This is a genomic window from Lonepinella sp. MS14436, assembly GCF_042470565.1.
Lineage (GTDB): Bacteria > Pseudomonadota > Gammaproteobacteria > Enterobacterales > Pasteurellaceae > Lonepinella.
The window spans coordinates 901,936-922,638 of record NZ_CP170385.1 but is presented as its reverse complement, the minus strand read 5'-3'; the positions used below and the strand labels follow the sequence as shown (position 1 = coordinate 922,638).

Sequence of the window (20,703 nt, the reverse complement as noted above, 5' to 3'; positions counted from 1 at the left end):
GACATATCCTATTCAACTGACTGTGCTAGACGGGTAAATTGTTCACCCCGTTGTTCAAAGGAACTAAATTGATCTAGGCTCGCACAAGCGGGTGATAATAACACCATATCACCTGACTTTAACAATGGACGCAAGGCTTGAATAGCTTGTTCCATGGTATCAAATAATTGACTTTGCACCGATAATTTGGCTAATTCGGCACCGTCTTGACCAAAGCAATAACATAAAATTTCAGGCTTATTAATCAGCTTTTCTAACTCGCTAAAATCCGCCCCTTTGCCGTCACCACCTAATAATAAATGCAATTTACCATTTAAATGTAATCCCGTTAACGCCGCCACCGTACTACCGACATTGGTCGCTTTGCTATCATTAATCCAACGCACACCATTGGCAAAATGGGCTAATTGGAAACGGTGATCGAGTCCAGTGAAAGTACGAAGCGCGGTGCAAATTCCCTTATTTTTTATGCCTACCGCCCGAGCCAAAGCAATCGATGCCAAGGCATTCATATAATTATGACGACCGCTGATTTTCACGTCATCACAAGGCAAAATCACTTCATCACCCGCCATTAAATATTGTTTACCGTTTTCGGTTTTTAACCAATAATCCGCATTATGTTCCGCAAAACTGACTTGCTGTTTCGCACTTTGCTTACCGTCTTCTTTAGACAACAAATCTTCACCATTTATCACCGCAGTTTCGGCATTCACATAGATTTTCAATTTTGCTTGGCGATAATCTTCTAAATCCACATAACGGTTCATGTGATCTTCGGTGACATTTAACACGGTCGCTGCCGCCGCTTTTAGGCTGTAAGTGGTTTCTAATTGGAAACTGGAAAGTTCCAATACATAAAGATCATAATCATCATCTAACAGCGATAAGGCTGGAATCCCAATATTCCCCCCCATGCCAACTCGCACACCATCTGCTTTTGCCATTTCTGCTACCAGCGTAGTCACTGTGCTTTTACCGTTCGAACCTGTAATGGCAATAATCGGTTTATTGGCTTCACGGCAGAATAATTCAATATCCCCCACCACTTCTACACCTGCAGAAAGTGCGGTCTGAATTTCAGGGGTTTTTACCGCTAATCCTGGGCTAATCACAATTAAATCACTGTCTAATAACCATTGTTGATTTAATCCGCCTGTATGTAACGGAATATCCGCCCCTAATTGTTCAGCACCTGTAGGGTTAGTACGAGTATCAATAACACGTACTTGAGCTTGTTTTCTGACTAAAAAATCTACGCAAGATAGCCCCGTTTTGCCTAAGCCGATCACGGTGACGTTTTTGTTTTTATAATCTGTCATAGCATAATCCTTTTTTATCTAACGTAGTTTCAAGGTCACTAAGCCCATCAACACCAACATCAACGAAATAATCCAAAAGCGGATAATGACTCGGGGTTCGGGCCAGCCTTTGAGTTCATAATGGTGATGAATCGGTGCCATACGGAAAATCCGTTTTTTGCGTAATTTATAGGAACCCACTTGTAAAATCACCGAAATGGTTTCCATCACAAATACCCCACCCATAATCACTAATAAAAATTCTTGACGTACCAACACCGCAATCACGCCTAATGCACCACCTAACGCTAATGAACCCACATCACCCATAAATACCTGTGCAGGATAAGTGTTGAACCATAAAAAACCTAATCCCGCACCGACAATAGCAGTACAGAAAATGACTAATTCTGACGTGTATTTTAAATAAGGAATATATAAATACTTAGAAACCTCAATATTTCCTGTCGCCCATGCAATCAACGCAAATGCTCCCGCCACAAACACGGTCGGCATAATCGCTAAACCGTCTAAACCATCGGTTAAATTCACCGCATTACTGGTGCCTACAATCACGAAATAAGCCCAAATAATATAGAATAAACCTAATTGTGGCATCACATTTTTAAAGAATGGTACTACTAAACGAGTGGCATCAGTATCTTTACCAATTAAATACATTCCCACTACCGCAATTAAAGCAATGGCAGATAACCAGAAATACTTCCAACGAGCAATTAAACCATCAGTATTTTTATATTTAATTTTGCGGTAATCATCGACAAAGCCAACTGCACCATAACCGAGTAATACGAATAAACTGAACCAAATATACGGATTAGATAAATCGCCCCACAACAAGGTACTCACGGTAATCGTGAATAAAATCATAATACCGCCCATAGTTGGCGTACCGCGTTTTTGAAAATGACTTTCAGGTCCGTCATTACGGACTTCTTGCCCGAATTTGAAGATTTGTAAACGGCGGATCATTTTCGGTCCAATCCATAAAGACAACAACAATGCCGTTAATAAGGCAAAAACCGAACGGACGGTAAGATAAGAAATAACGTGAAAATCGCTAAAATATTGCTGTAAATAAGATGCAAGCCAAACTAACATGAAATATTACCCTTCGAAATTTTCTTTTAAAATATCGATCACGTCTTCCATTTTTTGACTGCGTGATCCTTTTGCTAATAACACAACAGATTGATTATTCGCTAATTTTTGTTTAATTATCGGTGTTAAATAATTTGCCATAACTGCTTTATCAGTAAAATGCTGCCCTGCGGATTGATGTGAAATCACCGCACTATGCAAACCAAAGCTAACCACACATTCTAATTGTGCTTGTGCCGTATAATCGGCAATTTGTTGATGACAAGACTGCGTATTTTCGCCTAATTCTGCCATATCTCCAACAACAAAAATGCGAAATGCGGCATATTTTTGCAAAACATCAATCGCAGACTTTAATGATCCCACATTGGCATTATAAGTATCATCTAACAATAAAAGGTTTTCACAAGGCTGAATCGGAAATAAACGTCCTTTGACCAAAGATTGTTGCTCAAGTCCTAATTTTACCTCTTGTAATGTGGCTCCGACATTCACCGCCAAGGCTGTCGCTGCTAACGCATTGGCTACATTATGTTCGCCTAAATAGGGTAAATTAATCTCAATTTCGCCCTGTGGACTGTGTAAAATAAAGATTGAACCCGTTTCTGTTGCTTTGACATTGCTAGCATAAAAATCCGCTTGCTTATTATAAGCGGAAAAAGATTGTAATTTATGTGTCCCAATTTCTTTTTTCCACATATCTAAATAATGACAATCTAAATTCACAATAGCGACACCCTTTTCACTCAAACCACGAAAAATCTCGCCTTTTGCTTGAGCCACCCCCTCAATAGAACCAAATCCCTCTAAATGAGCTGGTGCGATATTATTGATCAATGCTACATTTGGTTTCACCAAATGCGTTGTATAATCAATTTCGCCTTGATGATTCGCTCCAAGCTCAATCACCGCAAATTGATGTTTTTCGGTTAAACGTAATAAAGTTAAAGGCACGCCAATATCATTATTAAAATTGCCATGGGTAAATAAAACTTGATTTTTTTCCACCGCACTTTCCGTTGTCATTCGGCTGGCAGTTTGAGCTAAAATAGAAGCTGTCATCTCTTTCACCGTAGTTTTGCCCGAAGATCCTGTCATTGCCACGGTTAATGGATTTAATTTGGCTTTAAGCCATTGTGCTAATTGCCCTAAGGCTAAACGAGTATCAGGGACTATAATTTGTGGTACGTTGACAGTACATTCATGATCAACAATAACGGCGACATTGCCCTGTGCCATGGCTTGTTCAAGATAATGATGAGCATCAAAACGTTCACCTTTTAGGGCAAAGAATAAGCCGTTTTGCGTTTGTTGGCGGGTATCGGTGCTGATGTTTTCAATTTGCGTTTCAGCATTTCCGATGAGTTTGCCGTTTAAGATTTCAGCGATTTTTTTTGTTGTTAGTTTTATCATTTTGGTTTTTCTTTTAAAGATCCCTGCACTGACGTACAGGGTTAAGCATAGTAACGATGCTCCGCATCTTAATTTCAGCCATCACATTTCAGCCACAGCGTGGCGTTATTTCACTAACCCCGTACGCAAGTACGGGGAATTTATAAATATTTCCTTACCACTTCCTGATCAGAAAAATGCTGTTTTACTTTCCCAATAATCTGATAATCTTCATGCCCCTTACCTGCAATCAAAATCACATCATTTTCCACCGCACTTTGTATGGCAGTTTTAATTGCTTGCTCACGGTCATGGATAATTTGCACAGCATTGGCGTGTTCAAATCCTGCCACAATATCTGCCATAATTTTTGTTGGCTCTTCCGTGCGTGGATTATCATCAGTGGCAATTACTACATCTGCAAACTGTTCTGCTATTTTTGCCATCAGTGGACGTTTACCATTATCTCTGTCGCCACCACAACCAAAAATACACCAAAGTTTACCGTTACAATGAATACGTGCCGCTTGTAGTGCTTTTTCTAAAGCATCTGGGGTATGAGCATAATCCACAATCGCTGTTGGTTTATGTGGCGTATGCAACATTTCCATGCGACCACACACTCCCGTTAATTGTGAAACGGTTTTAACCAAATCCGTAAGGCAGTAGCCTAAGGATAATAAAGTAGCTAATACCAGCAATAAATTGCTCACATTAAATGCCCCAATTAAATGGCTTTCTAATTTGCCATTGCCCCAACTAGAACAAAATTCAATGCTCGCCCCTTTGTTATTAAAAGAAACTGCGGTGCATTTTAACCAATTTTTTTGCATTGGCTGGAAATCAGCTTGGCAGCTAACTGCCACTGCGTTTGGCAATTCTTTTAACCAAGCTGCACCAATCTGATCATCGGCATTAATCACTTGTTGTTGAGTGACTAATTCACTAAACAAGCGTTTTTTGGCATTGGCATATTCTTGCATGCTACCATGATAATCCAAATGATCACGGCTTAAATTGGTGAAAATTGCTACCGCAAAATGCAAGGCTTCAATTCGTTTTTGCACTAATCCATGGGAAGATACTTCAATCGCGGCGAAATCCGCCCCTTGAGCCACAAAATTGGCTAAAGATGATTGTACTTCAAGAGCTGACCCTGTGGTATTTTCGGCTGGTTTCACCTGACCTAATAACCCATTACCAATGGTTCCCATCACTGCTGGTTTATGCCCTAGAATTTGTGTCCATTGAGCCAATAATTGAGCAATGGTAGTTTTACCATTGGTGCCAGTAACCCCGACTAAGGTTAATTTTTGCGATGGACTATCGTAGAAAATATCAGCAATTTCAGAAAGATGAGCGGATAAATCAAAATACGCAATAACAGGTATATTGTTTTCCAAGTGAACGGTTAAATGTTCGTTTGGTTGGTCGGCATCTGCTAATACGGCAACAGCTCCGTTTTCAATGGCTTGTGGAATAAAACGGCGACCATCAACAGTATGTCCTTTGATAGCAACGAAAAGACAGCCGTTCTTTACAGAACGACTGTCTAGGGTCATCTCTTCTACTAGAATGTCTAAATTTTCACCAGATAATGAACAATTACCCAAAAGTGCGGTCAACTTTTTCATTTTTTCTCACTTAATTTGTTTGTTTTCCATCTGGTTTATTCGTCAAGCGTACCACACGTTTGATATTTCTTAGATTTGCCACACTTTCTTCGGAATCTGGCGTAACATTATAAGTACGTAACGCATAACCCATAATGCTTGAGAATACTGGAGCAGAGATAGCACCACCATAATATTGTCCAGCTTTAGGATCATCAATTAAAATAACTAAAGCAAAACGTGGGTCTGTTACTGGGGCAAGTCCAGCAGTATATGCCATATATTTATCTACATAATGCCCTTTTTCTAATTTTTTTGCTGTCCCTGTTTTAATCGCTACTCGATAACCTTCAACCATGGCACGTTTATTCTTGATGGCTACTTTTTCCATCATCTGAACCACATCTTTGGTTATTTTCTCAGGAAATACTCGATTACCAATCACTGGTGGATCCACTTTGGTAATCGACAATGGACGATAAATACCAAAACTACCTAGCGTAATATAAGCTCGAGCAATTTGTAATGGTGTGGCATTGATACCATAACCAAACGCCACGTTAGCACGTTCAATTTCAGACCAACGTGAGCGGTTTGCTCGCAACAAACCAGCCTGTTCACCACCTAAACCTAAATTGGTTAATTTACCTAATCCAGCATTTTGATAAGTTTCCATTAGGGCTGACGGTGGCATACGCAATGCCAAACGGCTCACACCACGGTTAGAGGAATTTTCCAAAATTTCATCTAAAGTTTGTTGATCACGTGGTGCTACGTCTTTCACTTCTTTACCATTTAATACTAAAGGTCCTGTATTAATAATTTCATTACGGCGAACAGCTCCACGTTGAAGTGCGGTTAAAACCACAAAAGGTTTTACGGTTGAACCTGGCTCAAAAGTATCCGTTACAGCACGATTACGCATTAATTCTTCTGCCACACCAGTACGTTTATTTGGATTGTAAGAAGGGGCATTTGCCATTGCCAATACTTCCCCAGTACGAACGTCAACTAATACTGCTGTACCTGAATTTGCTTTGTTTTCTTGCACTGCTTTGGCAATTTCACGATAAACCATAGATTGCAATTTTTCATCAATACTCAATACTACATCATGAGCAGAATATTTTTTCACATCCGCAATTTCTTCAATAACATTACCTTTTTTATCTTTCCGATAAGCACGTAAACCCGCTTTACCAATTAAATCGTTATTTAAACTTTTCTCAATGCCTTCAATACCGTTATTATCAATATCAGTAAAACCGACTAAATGTGCTGTTTCTTCTGCTCTTGGATAAAAACGGCGGAAATCATTTTCAAACACAATGCCATGGATTTTTAGTTGACGAACATAATCCACCACATTTTTTGTCACCTTGCGACTTAAAATAATATCTCGTGATTTAGGTTTATTTTCGATTTTCGCCACAAGATCCTTGTAGCTAATATTGAGTGACTTGGCTAAGGCTTTCCAACGTTCTTTATCCGCTAAGTAATTTCCCTCTAAAATCAATTTCGGATCCGCCTTGATGTTATACATCGGCACACTTACGGACAACATTTGTCCATTACGATCCAAAATCGAACCACGAGCAGATAACACTTTTTGCTCACGTAATGAACGTTTATCTGCTTCATCATTAAAGGTTTCCACATTAATTGCTTGCACAAATGCGGCACGTGCCACTAAAGCAAAAAGTCCAAAACAAACAAAGCCCATCACCCAACGGTAACGTCCTTTTAAGAAACTATTTTCATAGAGTTTCACGGGTTTATTTGGCTTAACACTAGCTGAATTAACGGATTTTTTCACCGCACTTTTCGGTTTCGCTTGATGGCGTGCTGAATTAAATTTCACTTTCATTCTAAAATCACCACTTCTTGTTCTGGTTTAACTCTACTCATACCTAACCCATTAATCGCCATAGACTCAATACGGCTATTATCGCTTAGGGTGGTTTCCTCTAATTTCAAATTGACATATTCATTCTCAAGATCTTCTTTTTGTGCTATTAAAGCACTTTTCTGTGAAATTAATGCTCGTGTTTGGTAAGTGATCCACACTGTACCGACAGCAGTAATCACAATGGCAAATAATAAACAAAGAGCGAGTTTATTCGCAGCAAAAATATCCTGAATTAAAATATGTTGTAATGGATAGCGTTGGCTATTTAATAGTGGCTCGTTCATTATTAAAGTTTCTCCGCTATACGTAATACTGCACTACGTGAACGTGGGTTCAACGCAATTTCTTGTTCACTGGCTTGAATCGCTTTACCGATAGTTTTTAAAGTTTGATTACGCTGAATCTGATCTTCACGCAACGGCAAGCCTTTTGGAATATTTTCCCCTTTGCTTTGCTTGCGTATAAAGTGTTTTACCATTCTGTCTTCTAAAGAATGGAAACTGATTATAGACAAACGCCCTTGAGGAGCTAACAGTTCAACCGCTGAATTTAATACACTTTCTAATTCATCTAATTCCGCATTGATAAAAATCCGAATCGCCTGAAAACTACGTGTCGCTGGATGTTTATGTTTATCCTTAAACGGCACTGCATTCGCAATGAGTTCTGCTAATGACAAAGTGCGGTGTAAAATCGGCTGATTATTTTGTATCGCATTTTTATTGTAATTTACAATAGCACTGGCAATCCGTTTAGCAAAACGTTCTTCCCCAAAGGTCTTCAGCACCCAAGCTAAATCGCTTTCACTAACATTAGCCAACCACTCTGTAGCTGATTGTCCTTTGCTTGTATCCATTCGCATATCCAACGGACCATCTTTCATAAAGCTAAAGCCACGTTCTGCCTCATCAAGTTGTGGAGAAGACACCCCAAGATCGAGCAAAATACCGTCAATTTTACCGACTAAACCTAATTTTTCACAAATTTCAGGCATCGCAGAAAAGCTGTTATGTTCAATCTGAAAACGAGCATCTTGAATTTTACTCGCTTCGGCAATAGCTTGTGGATCACGATCAATCGCAATTAAACGACCATTTTCACCTAGTTGAGAAAGGATTAAACGAGAATGACCGCCACGACCAAATGTTCCGTCAATATAAATACCTTTTTCTTTCAACGCCAAGCCTTGCACCGCTTCATTTAATAAAACGGTGGTATGTGCTGGATATAAGGTATTTTGCAAACTCATAAAACTATCTCAAAAACTAAAATTAACTATAAAAAGAAAGGAATTCGTTAGGTTTAGCAGAGCTAGGAAAACCTAGCCCGCCACCTTTTTTATTATCTCGCCATACGATCTTTGCCGCTTAAGCGAGTTTGCTAGTGCCACCCTCTATTATAAAGAGAGCGTTTTTAATGCTTCTGACACAGCAAATTGTCCACTGGAACCTAATGCCATGTCTTGTTCAATTTGTGCGTACCATTCGGCTTCAGACCAAATCTCAAACTTATTGAGCTGTCCAACTAACATAATATTTTTTTCTAATTTTGCATGTTGACGTAATGGCGAACTCACTAGTATTCTACCCGCACTGTCTAATTCACATTCCGTGGCATACCCCAACATAACACGCTGTAAACTGCGTTGAGCTGGGTCAAAATTCGACAATGCCAATAATTTTTGCTCAATTATTTCCCATTCGGTTAATGGGTAAAGCAATAAACAAGGTTGACGAATATCCACAGTACAAACCATTTGTCCTTGGTTCTGTTCGATAATTTCGGGGCGATAGCGAGTCGGGATCGCAAGACGACCCTTTGTATCTAAATTAACCGCTGATGCTCCACGAAACATATCTTTGCCTTATTTCATTAAATAAATGGGTTAATAAGAGAAATTATTCGACACAAAACTCCACTTTTTCCCACATTTTGTTTAATTCTATACTTAGATTGTTTAATTGACAAGCTGTTTATACAGTAAAAAGTATTTTTCTTATAAATGAAAAAACCGCACTTTCATTTTTCAATCAAAGTGCGGTGTAAAATTAGACAATTTTTTGATCTATTATTCTGTCACTAAAGCTTCTGGATCGTTCTCACCCAAAGGTTTAAGTAAAGTAAAGAATAACACAATACAAAATGCGGTTAAGCCTAAACCAATATAGCAAGATAATTCATAATCTAAACCAAAACCGATTTTGTTATAGGCTAAATAGGTAAAACATACGGTGCTAATAAACCATGCGGGAATTGATGCAACCCAGTGGAATTTATTATAACGATATAAATAACCTGCCGCCGTCCATAACATCACCATTGCTGTCATTTGGTTCGCCCAAGTGAAATAACGCCATAACACGCTGAAATCCATTTTAGATACCACAAAACCAAGGGCAAACAACGGAATAGCAATCATTAAACGTTTACTTAAAGAATGTTGCTCCATTTTAAAAATCTCGGCAATTTGCAAACGTGCTGCACGGAAAGCCGTATCTCCTGAAGTAATTGGCAACACCACTACGCCTAACACTGCAAAAATACCGCCGATAAAACCTAAGAAATGTAACGAGCTGTCATACACCACTTTAGACGGTGAACCTGCAGAAATCGCATCTTGTAAGGCTTGCGGATTTTCATAGAATGCCAATCCGACCATACACCAAACTAAGGCAATCACACCTTCGGTAATCATTGCACCGTAGAAAATAAAACGACCTTCCGATTCATTTTCTGCACAACGTGCCATTAATGGCGTTTGGGTGGCATGGAAACCTGATAATGCCCCACAAGAGATCGTTAAGAATAATAATGGCCAAACAGGCACATCACCTTTCACTTGGAAGTTTTGGGTAAATTTCGCCCAAGTTAAACCTTCACCGTCTGCATTTACGGTACGGAAAAATTCAATTGGATCTGTCGCACTGAAATGTGAGCTTAACAAACCATAAACCATACCCACAGACATAAATAACAACAATGCTCCAAACAATGGATAAACACGACCAATGATTTTATCGATTGGGAGCAAGGTGGCAAAGATATAGTAAGCAAAGATAATAAACGTCCAAACAGAAATCACCGTTGGCTTGTCCATTCCCCACACAGTTAAATCTTTCGCGACTTCCACAGCATGATGAATTTCTTCAGGATTACCTAAATTCATTGCTGCCGCACTAGAGCCAAATAAATCAAAGGTAATCGTACTTAATAATTGGGCTGGACTGGCAACAAATACCACACCAACTAACAATAATAGCACCAATGCCATCACGTTAATAAAGGCCTTCACAGGTTTACCTAAGAACTTACCTGCCAAATACGGCATGGTTGCACCACCATGACGAATACTTAACATTCCGCAGAAGTAATCGTGTACCGCCCCTGCGAAAATACAGCCAATCACGATCCAAAGCATAGCGACTGGTCCATATAATGCCCCTAGAATCGGACCAAAAATCGGACCCGTTCCTGCAATATTCAATAATTGAATTAACCAAATTTTGGTTTTCGACATGGGCATATAATCCACACCATCACCCATTGAATAGGCTGGTGTAGTGCGTTTTGGATTGATGACAAAGATTTTTTCAATAATCTTGCCATAAATAAAATAACCCGTTACTAAAATAGCAACACAGAAAAAGAACCACAACATAGAGAGAACCCTCATTAAGAAATGAAAAATAATGATTACGTTTAATCACAAAACAGATAAAAATAAACAACATTTTTATCTATTCTGTCGATTAGCCAGTTGGAAATTTTAGAGAGTTGTTAAAATAAAGTAAACGAAGAATTCACTGTTTCGCCAATGAATAGTTAAAAATGTGAAGTAAATCACGTTTTATTAGGTTTTTTCTGATTTTTCTCTCCAGATTCAGGGTCAAATTTCACCACTGGCACACAACCACGACAAGCCCCCTGATTCACACCAAGCTCATCGCAAAAACGATTATATTTATCTAATACTTTACGCAACCAACTTTTTGGTTTGGTTTGTTCGGTCATTTTTTACTCCTTACTATTTGAATTTGCACTTCCAAACGACATTGTTTTAACCAATTTTTTTTACCACCCACAGATTTTGTATCAATTTTTTGTTGTTGGCAATAGGCAGTTAATAATGGGCAACATTGCAGCATATCTGACTTTGCCATTAAACGCCGAATTGCTCCAATGCTTGCAAATAAAGTGCGGTGAAAAAACGCAAAGTTTTGCAAAATCTGAAAATCTTCATCAGTGAGTTGCCAATCTAACGGAAAGGGAAATTGTGCTTTTAGCGAATGAAAAGAAAATGGAAAATTACGCTGAAAATGGCGTTGTGCTTGTGCCACCAATTTTTCCCCTGCTATTGAAATTGGGCAGAGCATAATAACAGAATAACAACCGCTGCTGGCTTCTTGATACTCACTGATTTGCACTAAAATAAAACCGCACTTTTGCCAAAACGCATACAATTCTGCGGTATAGCCAAAGCTAACAGAAAGAAAATCCACCTCGGCTTGTTGAATTAAGGTGTTGATTAACTTTTGCCCTAATCCATGGTTTTGCCAGTTAGGTTGTACGGCAATACGAGAAATCCGCAAAGATTTTAAGGCACAAGCCTGTGGTAAATTCCCTTGAAAAGCTAACGCTTGAGCCACCAAGTTACCTTGTGGACGGCGTTCCCCCCGACAGATTTTTTCGATTAAATCCAGTGATGTCAAGCCACCCTCTTCCATTAACCACACGCCCCCAAATAAAAACGAACCACTTTCTGCAAGATAAAATCGTTGTTGCGGAGCATCGAATAAACGGCGTAAATCAAGGGGACTGGTGCGATAATGGGCTAACGTCAATAAAGCATAAAAATCATTTATTTTTTCTACGATGGTTTGTTGTGAAACTTGACGAATTTGCACCGCAGTTTGCGGATCGTAATCGGGTTGCACAAGGCGGTCTTCGGCTTCCAATAACAATAATTCATCAATAAAAATTTCTAATTTATCGTTCTTTGCCCAACGCAAAGGTTCGGTTAATTCAAACTGTTGAAAAGTGCGGGGTAAATTGGTTAAGAATTTGAGTAAAAATCCCCGTCCCGTACCCTCGTAGCTATGAATGGTGGTACTAATAACAATACGTTTAAAGGTACGGATAAATTGGTTTAATATGGGCAACGGCAACATTGCCGCTTCATCAATTAACAACCAATCTTGCTTAAATTGTGTCGGCTCTTGTTGAATTTGTTGAGTTAATTCATCAGGGGCAATAAAATCAATCGGTTGTTCAGCAAAATCTTGCAACGTTTGCACCGCACTTTTATTCGGGGCGGTGAGCCAACATTTTTGCCAACATTTCTGAGTGTTGAGTTGATTAGCTAACATACCTAATAACGCAGATTTTCCCCGACCTCGTTTGGCGCTGAGAATGGCTATATCGGCGGATGAATGTAGAATTTGTTGAATGATATTTTGTTGTTCTGATGTGGGTTTCAGCTTCTGATATTGAAGTGGATCTTGGTATTCACCCGAGAAAAACGGCAAATAACTTAAAAACGGTTGCAATAAACGCTGAAAATGACGATTAAAATTTGGCGTAATGATACCATTTGCCACCCCTGACCAGCGGCGACTGTCTAAATCAATATGCTGATTGGGATTTAACCATAAAACGAGCGTACCCCCTGCTCGCAATGTGCCAATCGCAATGGCGAGTGCATCTAAATTTAGCGTTGTTCTGGCATCAAATAAAATCGCAGAAAATTCTTGTCCGAGCAGATTTTTGGCTTTGGCAAAATTTTGTGAGTTTAATATTAATGGTACGTTTTCGGGCGGACACATCTGTCCACCCCTACGGTTTTGGAATAGGAAAAGCGGTTCTTCTTTGTCAAAATAAGGAATTAACTGGCGTTCACACATTATTCTTCATCATAAGAATAAGGATCTTCAAAACCTAGTCCGAGCATAATTTCCGTTTCTAGGCTTTCCATTTCCTCGGCTTCATCTTGTTCAATATGGTCATAACCTAATAAATGCAAACTGCCGTGTACGACCAGATGAGCCCAATGTGCGATCAACGGTTTACCCTGCTCAATGGCTTCTTTTTCCACTATTTGACGACAAATCACCAGATCCCCCAATAACGGCAATTCCACTTCATCAGGACATTCAAAAGGAAAGGATAAAACATTGGTCGGACGATCTTTGCCACGATAACGCAAATTTAGCTCGTGACTTTCCGCTTCATCGACAATACGAATTGTCATTTCTGGCTCAAGGCTTTCGGCTCGCACTGCTTGCGTTGCCCAGTGGCTAAATTGTGCTAATGTAGGTAAATTTTGTTGGTTTTCGGTAGCAATTTGTAAATCGACAATCACATTATTCATTTTCTGCACTCGCTGTTAATCGTTCACGTTCCAAGCGTTTTTTTTCCGCTATTTTTTGTTTACGAATTTCATCTTCCGCTTCCCATTTTTCATAGGCTTGCACTACTTTCGCTACCACTGGGTGTCGCACAATATCTTGACTATCAAAATAGTTAAAACTCAATTCAGCCACGTCTGATAACACTTCAATCGCATGTTTTAAGCCTGATTTTTGCGAACGTGGCAAATCCACTTGGGTCACATCGCCTGTAATCACGGCTTTGGAATTAAAGCCGATCCGAGTTAAAAACATTTTCATTTGTTCAACGGTAGTATTTTGACTTTCGTCTAAAATAATAAAACTATCGTTCAAGGTGCGACCACGCATATAAGCCAGTGGAGCAATTTCTATTACATTGCGTTCCATGAGTTTTTCCACTCGCTCAAAACCAAGCATTTCGTATAAGGCATCATAAAGCGGACGTAAATAGGGTTCAATCTTTGAACCCAAATCCCCTGGTAAAAAGCCCAATTTTTCCCCTGCTTCTACGGCTGGACGGGTCAGTAAAATACGGCGAATTTCTTGTCGTTCAAGGGCTTCCACCGCAGCTGCTACAGCTAAAAAGGTTTTCCCTGTGCCTGCAGGTCCAATGCCAAAACTAATATCATGGGTCAAAATATGATGCAAATACTCAATCTGATTTTTACCACGCGGTTTAATTAAGCCTCGTTTGGTTTTGATCGTAGTGGCATATACCTTGCTTTCCGCACGTTCATCAGGATCAATTTGTGCCAACATTCGGCTTTCTTGAATGGCAAGATGGACATCTTCCAAATCTAACTCTTTAATTTTGCCTTTAATCGGTGCGGTTTCTACATATAAATGTTGAATTAATCGCACCGCACTTTGCAATAAATGGGCGTGATGCGGTTTTGCCTGTTGATCATTGGATTGAATAGTAAAATCAAAATCACGGCGAGCAATAGAAAGATTAAATTCTTTTTCAATCAGCTTTAAATGATCATCAAAAGCACCACAAAGGGATTGCAAACGGGCGTTATCCGTTGGGGCGAGAGTGAATTGTTGGGTTAATTTTTCGGTCATGGTTTTATATAAAAATAGGATCTAGTAAACTAGATCCTATCAAGATTATGGCGTTAATGCTAGATTTTCAACTCTGGAAACAGCATTTTAATCACATCTAAGGTCAAACGTCTGGATTTTCCTTGATAAGGGAAAATGTGCATCATCATCATCGGATTGAAATTCGCTTCAATCACGCCCCAAGATTGCAAAGTCGGTTCGGCAGGTTTGGTTAAATCAGGGATAATCAAATCCACCCCACAAACTGCTGCTCCCATGGCTTTGGCAATACCTACTGCTAAGGCTTTATAACTCGGGTGCATATCGTCTGTCATATCAATACTATCACCGCCAGTGCTGATATTAGAATTGGCTCGCAACTGCACGATCTGATCTTTAGCTGGCGTGTTGAAAATATCCATACCTTGCTCTTTTAATTGTAACTGTTCAATTTCACCCAAGCTAAGGCGTTTTAATGGTGTACGGCTACCGTCACCACGTAAAGGGTGATTATTTTTGTGAGCAACAAGCTCGGCTATGGTACGTTCACCGTCACCCACTACATTAGCAGGCACACGTAATAACACGGCAAGGGTTTCATCACCTAACACAAAGAAACGGTATTCCGTGCCTTTCAGGTAATCTTCCACCATAATTTCTTGATCTTCACGAAACGCAATTTCCACCGCTTTGGCAAAATCATCGGGATTTTGTACGCCCTGTTGGAAAATGGTAATGCCTAAACCATAATTGGTGGATTTTGGCTTAATCACTACTGCCCGATGTTCAAATAATGGATAACTTGCCACGGCTTGCTCAATACTAGTAAACTCAAGACTTTGCGGCACATTAAAGCCTGCTTTCGCCAACACTTTTTTAGTGACTACTTTATTTTCCATAATCAATGGCGAAATATAGCTGTCGTGGCTAGTCATATTGCCGTTTTTCACGTATTCAATATGATCACCATGTTGCAAACACAAGAACTGATCGTTTTCATCTAAAACTTCTGTTTTAATACCCTTTTGAATGACATCAAATAACAAGGCTTGAGTGGATAATTCCATATTATCAAAAGCAGACAACGCATAAAAACGTTCAAAGGCTTGAGCCTTATATTGTTTAGCTAATTTCGCACCGAGCTGTTGATAGCCCCCTGCTTTGACAATTTCATTGACTAACCTTGCACAAAGAGTGTTATTCGGTTGAGAAAATTGCATAATCTTTTCTTGTACAATTTTCACCGCAGTTTGCTCCGCTCCAATATCCTTTAACATATCAAGCAAGGCGAACAACAACAGTTCCCCCTCTTCCGAATAAGCTGTTACGGAAAATGGATCTTCTAATGCAACTTCACCTAAACGTTGTTGACCTAGCTCCACATCTTCTTGCGTTGCCGTTTCATCAAGCCATGCCATTAATAAAATAAAATAATGAATAAATTTTGCGTCATTTAGACTAATACCGTAAGGTTCGAACGGATTTAAATCAAACAAACGAAACTCTAAATATTGAATCCCCGTTTGTAAAAAATCACGGGCTTTTTTTGAACCTTTCAAACGTACATTAGAATAAAATTCTTTTTCGGCAATTAATTTGCCTGAATTAACCCAATGCTCAAGGCTTTCTACATAAGCATTTAGGCTATCGAAAGAAACGATCACATCAGGATCATTGACATAACCATATTTGCTGGAACGTAAACTTCTCACCATTGGGCTTAAATCTTGTGGTACACCATTTTTAAAATAATCATCGTCCACCATCGGGCTAGCAGATAACAAATACAATAGCACCCATTGATAACGTAAAAAGTTTTTAGCAATTTTCAAATATAAATTATTCTGAAATTCCACCGCACTTTTGATTTCGTTTTGAGCATTAAACAAGGCTTTGACTAATTCGGGATCAAACTGAAAATTATAATGAATTCCGCTCACCATTTGCTTGTTCTTGCCATAAGACTTCACCAAATGTTCACGATAAGCCACATCTTCAGGGTTTTCTAATTGAGCCACCTGAATTTGATCCGCCGGTGGCAATCCCGCTGGCATACTCATCGGGAAAATATATTCATCCTCGGGAAGTGTACGTAGTACCACTTCATGAATGGCGGATAACCAACGTAAACAGTCTTCTAATTTTTTATTGGGTAGAGTAATTAATTCTAACTGACTTTCGGCAAAATCCGTTTGAATATAAGGGTGATAGGCTCTGCTACCAAAGGCTTTTGGGTGTGCTGTTGTCGCCACTGAACCATCACCATAGGCTCGCTGACTTTCTTTTTCTACCCCAAATAATCCTTGTTGAAATAATAATCCTAAGTGGTTTTGTTTTATAATACTCTGTAGTTCCATCTTATCTCCTAAATTCATTTAAATAATCAAAATATGCCTTTAACATACCATTGTTTCACGTTTTTCGCCATCATAAAAAAATAGTTGCTAGTCTTATGATGAATAGCAACTATTTTCTAAACAATCTAGGTTCTATTATTTAGTATAACGCTTAAACACTAAAGTTGCATTGGTGCCACCAAAACCAAAGCTATTTGACATCACAGTTTGTAAGCCTGCATGCTCTTTGGTTTCTGTCACGATATTCAATCCTTCCGCTTGTTCATCAAGGGTTTCAATATTAATACTTGGTGCTATAAAATCGTTATGTAACATTAATAGCGTATAAATTGCTTCGTGTGCCCCTGCTGCTCCTAATGAGTGACCTGTCATTGACTTAGTGGCTGAAATAGCAGGTTTTTGTTCGCCAAATACATTACGAATTGCCCCTAACTCTTTTACATCACCTACTGGTGTTGAAGTGCCATGTACATTGATATAATCCACTGGCGTATCCACGCTTGCTAAGGCTTGTTTCATACAACGTTCAGCACCCTCACCACTTGGAGCCACCATATCATAGCCATCAGAAGTCGCACCATAACCCACGATTTCTGCATAAATTTTTGCACCACGAGCTAACGCATGTTCTAATTCTTCCACCACCACAACGGCACCACCGCCTGCGATCACAAACCCATCACGGTTCGCATCATAAGCACGAGAGGCTTTAGTCGGTGTTTCATTATATTTTGTAGAAACTGCACCCATTGCATCAAATTCTGCCGCACATTCCCAAGATAATTCTTCTGCCCCACCAGCAAAAACAACATCTTGTTTGCCTAACTGAATTAATTCCCAAGCATGACCAATACAATGTGCAGAAGTCGCACAAGCTGAACTAATAGAATAGTTCACGCCACGAATTTTATAAGGTGTTGCCAAACAAGCAGATACACTTGATGCCATGGTTTTAGTCACCGCATAAGGACCAGCTGCTTTCACACCGCGAGGACCTCTTACCGCATCACAAGCAACTAACTGACTATGAGCTGATCCAGTACCCGCACCAATCACTAAACCAGTACGATCATTGGAAACCTGATCTTCCGCTAAACCAGAATCTTCAATCGCTTCTTTCATAGAAAGATAAGCATAAGCGGCGGCATCTCCCATAAAACGATAGATTTTACGGTCAATCAATTCCGCTGGATTTAATTTAATGGTGCCAGCCACTTGGCTACGCATTCCTATCTCAGCAAATTCTGGCACAAATTCAATACCTGATTTACCTGCTTTTAATGAAGCTAATACTTCTTCTTTATTATTACCAATACTAGAAATAATACCGAACCCAGTGATAACCGCTCTTCTCATTGCTTATTTTTCCTTATGAGTGAAAATTTGTTAAAATTTTGGCTAACTTACTACGAAATAAAAATATTTCAAGTAGAAATTGATTTGTTCGACCAGTACAAAAATTTCCGCTATTATAGCAAAATAACCTCCTGTTAAAAAGGAATAAAATCATGCTACAAGTGCAATCGGCAAAAATTCATTTTAATCAAGACAATACTCCCGTTTCTCAACAATTTGACGATGTGTATTTTTGCAATCAAGACGGTTTAGCCGAAAGCCAATACGTTTTTGAACAAGGAAATCAGCTTTGGCAACGTTGGTTAGCATCAAAAGATAGCCATTTTGTCATTGCAGAAACGGGGTTTGGTACAGGCTTGAATTTTCTCAGTACCACCGCATTATTTCGCCAATTCCGCCATGAAAATCCACAATCAAAGTTGAAACGCCTATTTTTTATTTCCTTTGAAAAGTATCCCATTCCCCTTGAGCAACTCAAATTAGCTCAACAGGCTTACCCTCAATTTGCTGACATCGCCCAATCATTACAACAAAAATGGCTTAACCCTATTGCGGGTTGTTATCGTTTTCATTTTGCTGAAACCACCTTAGATCTCTGGTTTGGTGACATCAATGAACAACTTCTGCAACTCGGTGATTATATGCAAAACCGCATTGACGCATGGTTTTTAGATGGCTTTGCACCCAGCAAAAATCCCGATATGTGGCATGATAATCTCTATACACAAATGTACCGTTACAGCAAACTCAACGGCACTTTTGCGACATTCACCGCCGCAAGTGCGGTGCGAAAAGGCTTAGAAAATGCAGGTTTTGCGGTAGAAAAACGCAAAGGATTTGGCAAAAAACGAGAATGTTTGCATGGTCAAAAACTCACCCAAAACACACCGCACTTTGCTTTTCCTTGGTATCACTGGCAGACCGCCCAATTTGAACAACAAGCGGAAATTGCAATTATCGGCGGTGGCATTGCCTCACTTTTTACCGCACTTGCCCTGTTGCAACGTGGAGCAAAAGTCACGCTTTATAGTGAAGATGAACAACCTGCCTTAAACGCCTCAGGCAACAAACAAGGGGCATTTTATCCGCAATTAAGTGATGATGATATTCGCAATATTCGTTTCTATATTCATGCCTTTGCTTATGGTCAACAGCAACTCAGATGGGCAATCAAACAAGGCATTGAATTTGAACACCAATTTTGTGGGGTGGCATTGTGTGGTTATGATCAAAAAAGTGCGGTGAAATTAGATAAAATTTCGCAATATCAATGGCACGACAGTCTTTATCAACCGCTTAACCAGCAACAATTATCGGATATTGTCGGCTTGCCACTGCCCTGTGGCGGAGGTTTTATTCCACAAGGTGCGTGGTTCAACCCTCGCCAATTTGTGCAAAACACCTTTGCTTATTTGCAAGCATTAGGCTTAACCCTAAAAACATCGCAAAAAATCACCGCACTTCAGCGACAAGAAGATAGCTGGCTGTTAACCAATCAACAGAATGAACAGTTTCCACATCAAATTGTGATCCTTGCCAACGGTCACCAACTCAGTCAATTTGAGCCAACCCAACCATTGCCAACTTACCCTGTACGTGGACAAGTGAGCCAAATTCCGACTAGCGAGAATTTACTGAAACTCAACACCGTACTTTGTTATGACGGCTATTTAACGCCAGTGGATCAATCGAAAATGAGCCACTGTATCGGTGCAAGCCACGTTAGGGATAATGCCACTCGCCATTTTAGCCGAGAAGAACAGCAACAAAACCAACAAAAAATTCAACAAAATCTCACCGCACTTAATCACCCAGAAAACTGGACAAAAGACGTGGATACTTCTTCCAATCTTGCCCGAGTAGGCGTTCGCTGTGCCATGCGGGATCGCATGCCATTAGTCGGTAACGTACCAAATTTTGAGCAACAACGTATTGATTACAAAAATATCTACAACCTACGCCGCCGCAGACAACCCATTCCACAAGCAGCTAACCACCCAAATTTGTACCTAATTGGTGCTTTAGGATCTCGCGGTTTAACCTCCGCCCCTTTGCTCGGCGAACTATTAGGTTCATTAATTTACGGTGAGCCATTGCCGTTAAGTGAAGATATTTTGCATAATTTGGTAGGAAATCGCAGTTGGATGCGGAAGTTGTTGAAAGGGGGTGTGGTGTAAAAAATGGATGAAATTCAGAATTTAGCCCACTATCCAATTAATATGG

Annotated in this window: 16 protein-coding genes; 1 reads left to right on the top strand and 15 read right to left on the bottom strand. The window is 39.6% G+C overall.

The genetic code is table 11. The annotated features are described in order from the left end of the window. Window positions 1-8 precede the first annotated feature (8 nt). The 15 genes from murD to fabB form a co-directional block, all read right to left on the bottom strand. Entirely contained in the window at window positions 9-1,322 is a 1,314-nt protein-coding gene (murD, locus tag O1Q81_RS04460) for a UDP-N-acetylmuramoyl-L-alanine--D-glutamate ligase (protein WP_386698437.1), read from the bottom strand. An 18-nt stretch (window positions 1,323-1,340) separates the two neighbouring features. Then, the gene (gene mraY, locus O1Q81_RS04455) at window positions 1,341-2,423 is read right to left on the bottom strand and encodes a phospho-N-acetylmuramoyl-pentapeptide-transferase (protein WP_386689834.1); all 1,083 of its coding nucleotides are present in this window, start codon (window positions 2,421-2,423) and stop codon (window positions 1,341-1,343) included. Between the two features lie 6 nt (window positions 2,424-2,429). Further along, a complete protein-coding gene (gene murF / locus O1Q81_RS04450; protein ID WP_386698435.1) occupies window positions 2,430-3,836 on the bottom strand; it encodes a UDP-N-acetylmuramoyl-tripeptide--D-alanyl-D-alanine ligase in 1,407 nt (468 codons plus the stop codon). A gap of 140 nt (window positions 3,837-3,976) precedes the next feature. Next, window positions 3,977-5,449 carry a UDP-N-acetylmuramoyl-L-alanyl-D-glutamate--2,6-diaminopimelate ligase gene (gene murE, locus O1Q81_RS04445; RefSeq protein ID WP_386698433.1) on the bottom strand — a complete coding sequence of 491 codons (1,473 nt, stop codon included), beginning with the start codon at window positions 5,447-5,449 and terminating at the stop codon, window positions 3,977-3,979. A gap of 10 nt (window positions 5,450-5,459) precedes the next feature. Continuing rightward, complete coding sequence (locus O1Q81_RS04440) at window positions 5,460-7,295, bottom strand: penicillin-binding transpeptidase domain-containing protein (protein ID WP_386698431.1); 1,836 nt, start codon at window positions 7,293-7,295, stop codon at window positions 5,460-5,462. Next, the gene (gene ftsL / locus O1Q81_RS04435; protein WP_386689826.1) at window positions 7,292-7,621 is read right to left on the bottom strand and encodes a cell division protein FtsL; all 330 of its coding nucleotides are present in this window, start codon (window positions 7,619-7,621) and stop codon (window positions 7,292-7,294) included. The genes O1Q81_RS04440 and ftsL overlap by 4 nt, the downstream gene beginning before the upstream one ends. 2 nt (window positions 7,622-7,623) lie before the next feature. Further along, on the bottom strand, window positions 7,624-8,586 hold the full coding sequence (gene rsmH, locus O1Q81_RS04430; RefSeq protein ID WP_386698430.1) for a 16S rRNA (cytosine(1402)-N(4))-methyltransferase RsmH: 963 nt from the start codon (window positions 8,584-8,586) through the stop codon (window positions 7,624-7,626). A 147-nt stretch (window positions 8,587-8,733) separates the two neighbouring features. Further along, the gene (gene mraZ, locus O1Q81_RS04425; RefSeq protein ID WP_386698427.1) at window positions 8,734-9,192 is read right to left on the bottom strand and encodes a division/cell wall cluster transcriptional repressor MraZ; all 459 of its coding nucleotides are present in this window, start codon (window positions 9,190-9,192) and stop codon (window positions 8,734-8,736) included. Window positions 9,193-9,405: 213 nt separating this feature from the next. After that, on the bottom strand, window positions 9,406-10,995 hold the full coding sequence (locus O1Q81_RS04420) for a carbon starvation protein A (RefSeq protein ID WP_386689818.1): 1,590 nt from the start codon (window positions 10,993-10,995) through the stop codon (window positions 9,406-9,408). A gap of 182 nt (window positions 10,996-11,177) precedes the next feature. After that, a complete protein-coding gene (locus O1Q81_RS04415) occupies window positions 11,178-11,348 on the bottom strand; it encodes a DUF5363 domain-containing protein (RefSeq protein ID WP_386689816.1) in 171 nt (56 codons plus the stop codon). Beyond that, window positions 11,345-13,237, bottom strand: coding sequence for a tRNA(Met) cytidine acetyltransferase TmcA (locus tag O1Q81_RS04410; protein WP_386698425.1), 1,893 nt, complete (start codon window positions 13,235-13,237; stop codon window positions 11,345-11,347). Before O1Q81_RS04410 ends, O1Q81_RS04415 begins: the two co-directional genes overlap by 4 nt. Next, the gene (gene ybeY / locus O1Q81_RS04405) at window positions 13,237-13,704 is read right to left on the bottom strand and encodes an rRNA maturation RNase YbeY (RefSeq protein ID WP_386698424.1); all 468 of its coding nucleotides are present in this window, start codon (window positions 13,702-13,704) and stop codon (window positions 13,237-13,239) included. The genes O1Q81_RS04410 and ybeY overlap by 1 nt, the downstream gene beginning before the upstream one ends. Further along, window positions 13,697-14,788 carry a PhoH family protein gene (locus tag O1Q81_RS04400; RefSeq protein ID WP_386698422.1) on the bottom strand — a complete coding sequence of 364 codons (1,092 nt, stop codon included), beginning with the start codon at window positions 14,786-14,788 and terminating at the stop codon, window positions 13,697-13,699. Before O1Q81_RS04400 ends, ybeY begins: the two co-directional genes overlap by 8 nt. Before the next feature lie 59 nt (window positions 14,789-14,847). After that, window positions 14,848-17,124, bottom strand: a complete 2,277-nt coding sequence (gene gshAB, locus O1Q81_RS04395; RefSeq protein WP_386698421.1) for a bifunctional glutamate--cysteine ligase GshA/glutathione synthetase GshB — start codon at window positions 17,122-17,124, stop codon at window positions 14,848-14,850. Window positions 17,125-17,259: 135 nt separating this feature from the next. After that, window positions 17,260-18,480 carry a beta-ketoacyl-ACP synthase I gene (gene fabB / locus O1Q81_RS04390; protein WP_386689804.1) on the bottom strand — a complete coding sequence of 407 codons (1,221 nt, stop codon included), beginning with the start codon at window positions 18,478-18,480 and terminating at the stop codon, window positions 17,260-17,262. 152 nt (window positions 18,481-18,632) lie between these two features. Between fabB and mnmC the strand changes: the two genes are divergently transcribed. Further along, entirely contained in the window at window positions 18,633-20,657 is a 2,025-nt protein-coding gene (gene mnmC, locus O1Q81_RS04385) for a bifunctional tRNA (5-methylaminomethyl-2-thiouridine)(34)-methyltransferase MnmD/FAD-dependent 5-carboxymethylaminomethyl-2-thiouridine(34) oxidoreductase MnmC (protein WP_386698420.1), read from the top strand. Window positions 20,658-20,703 lie beyond the last annotated feature (46 nt).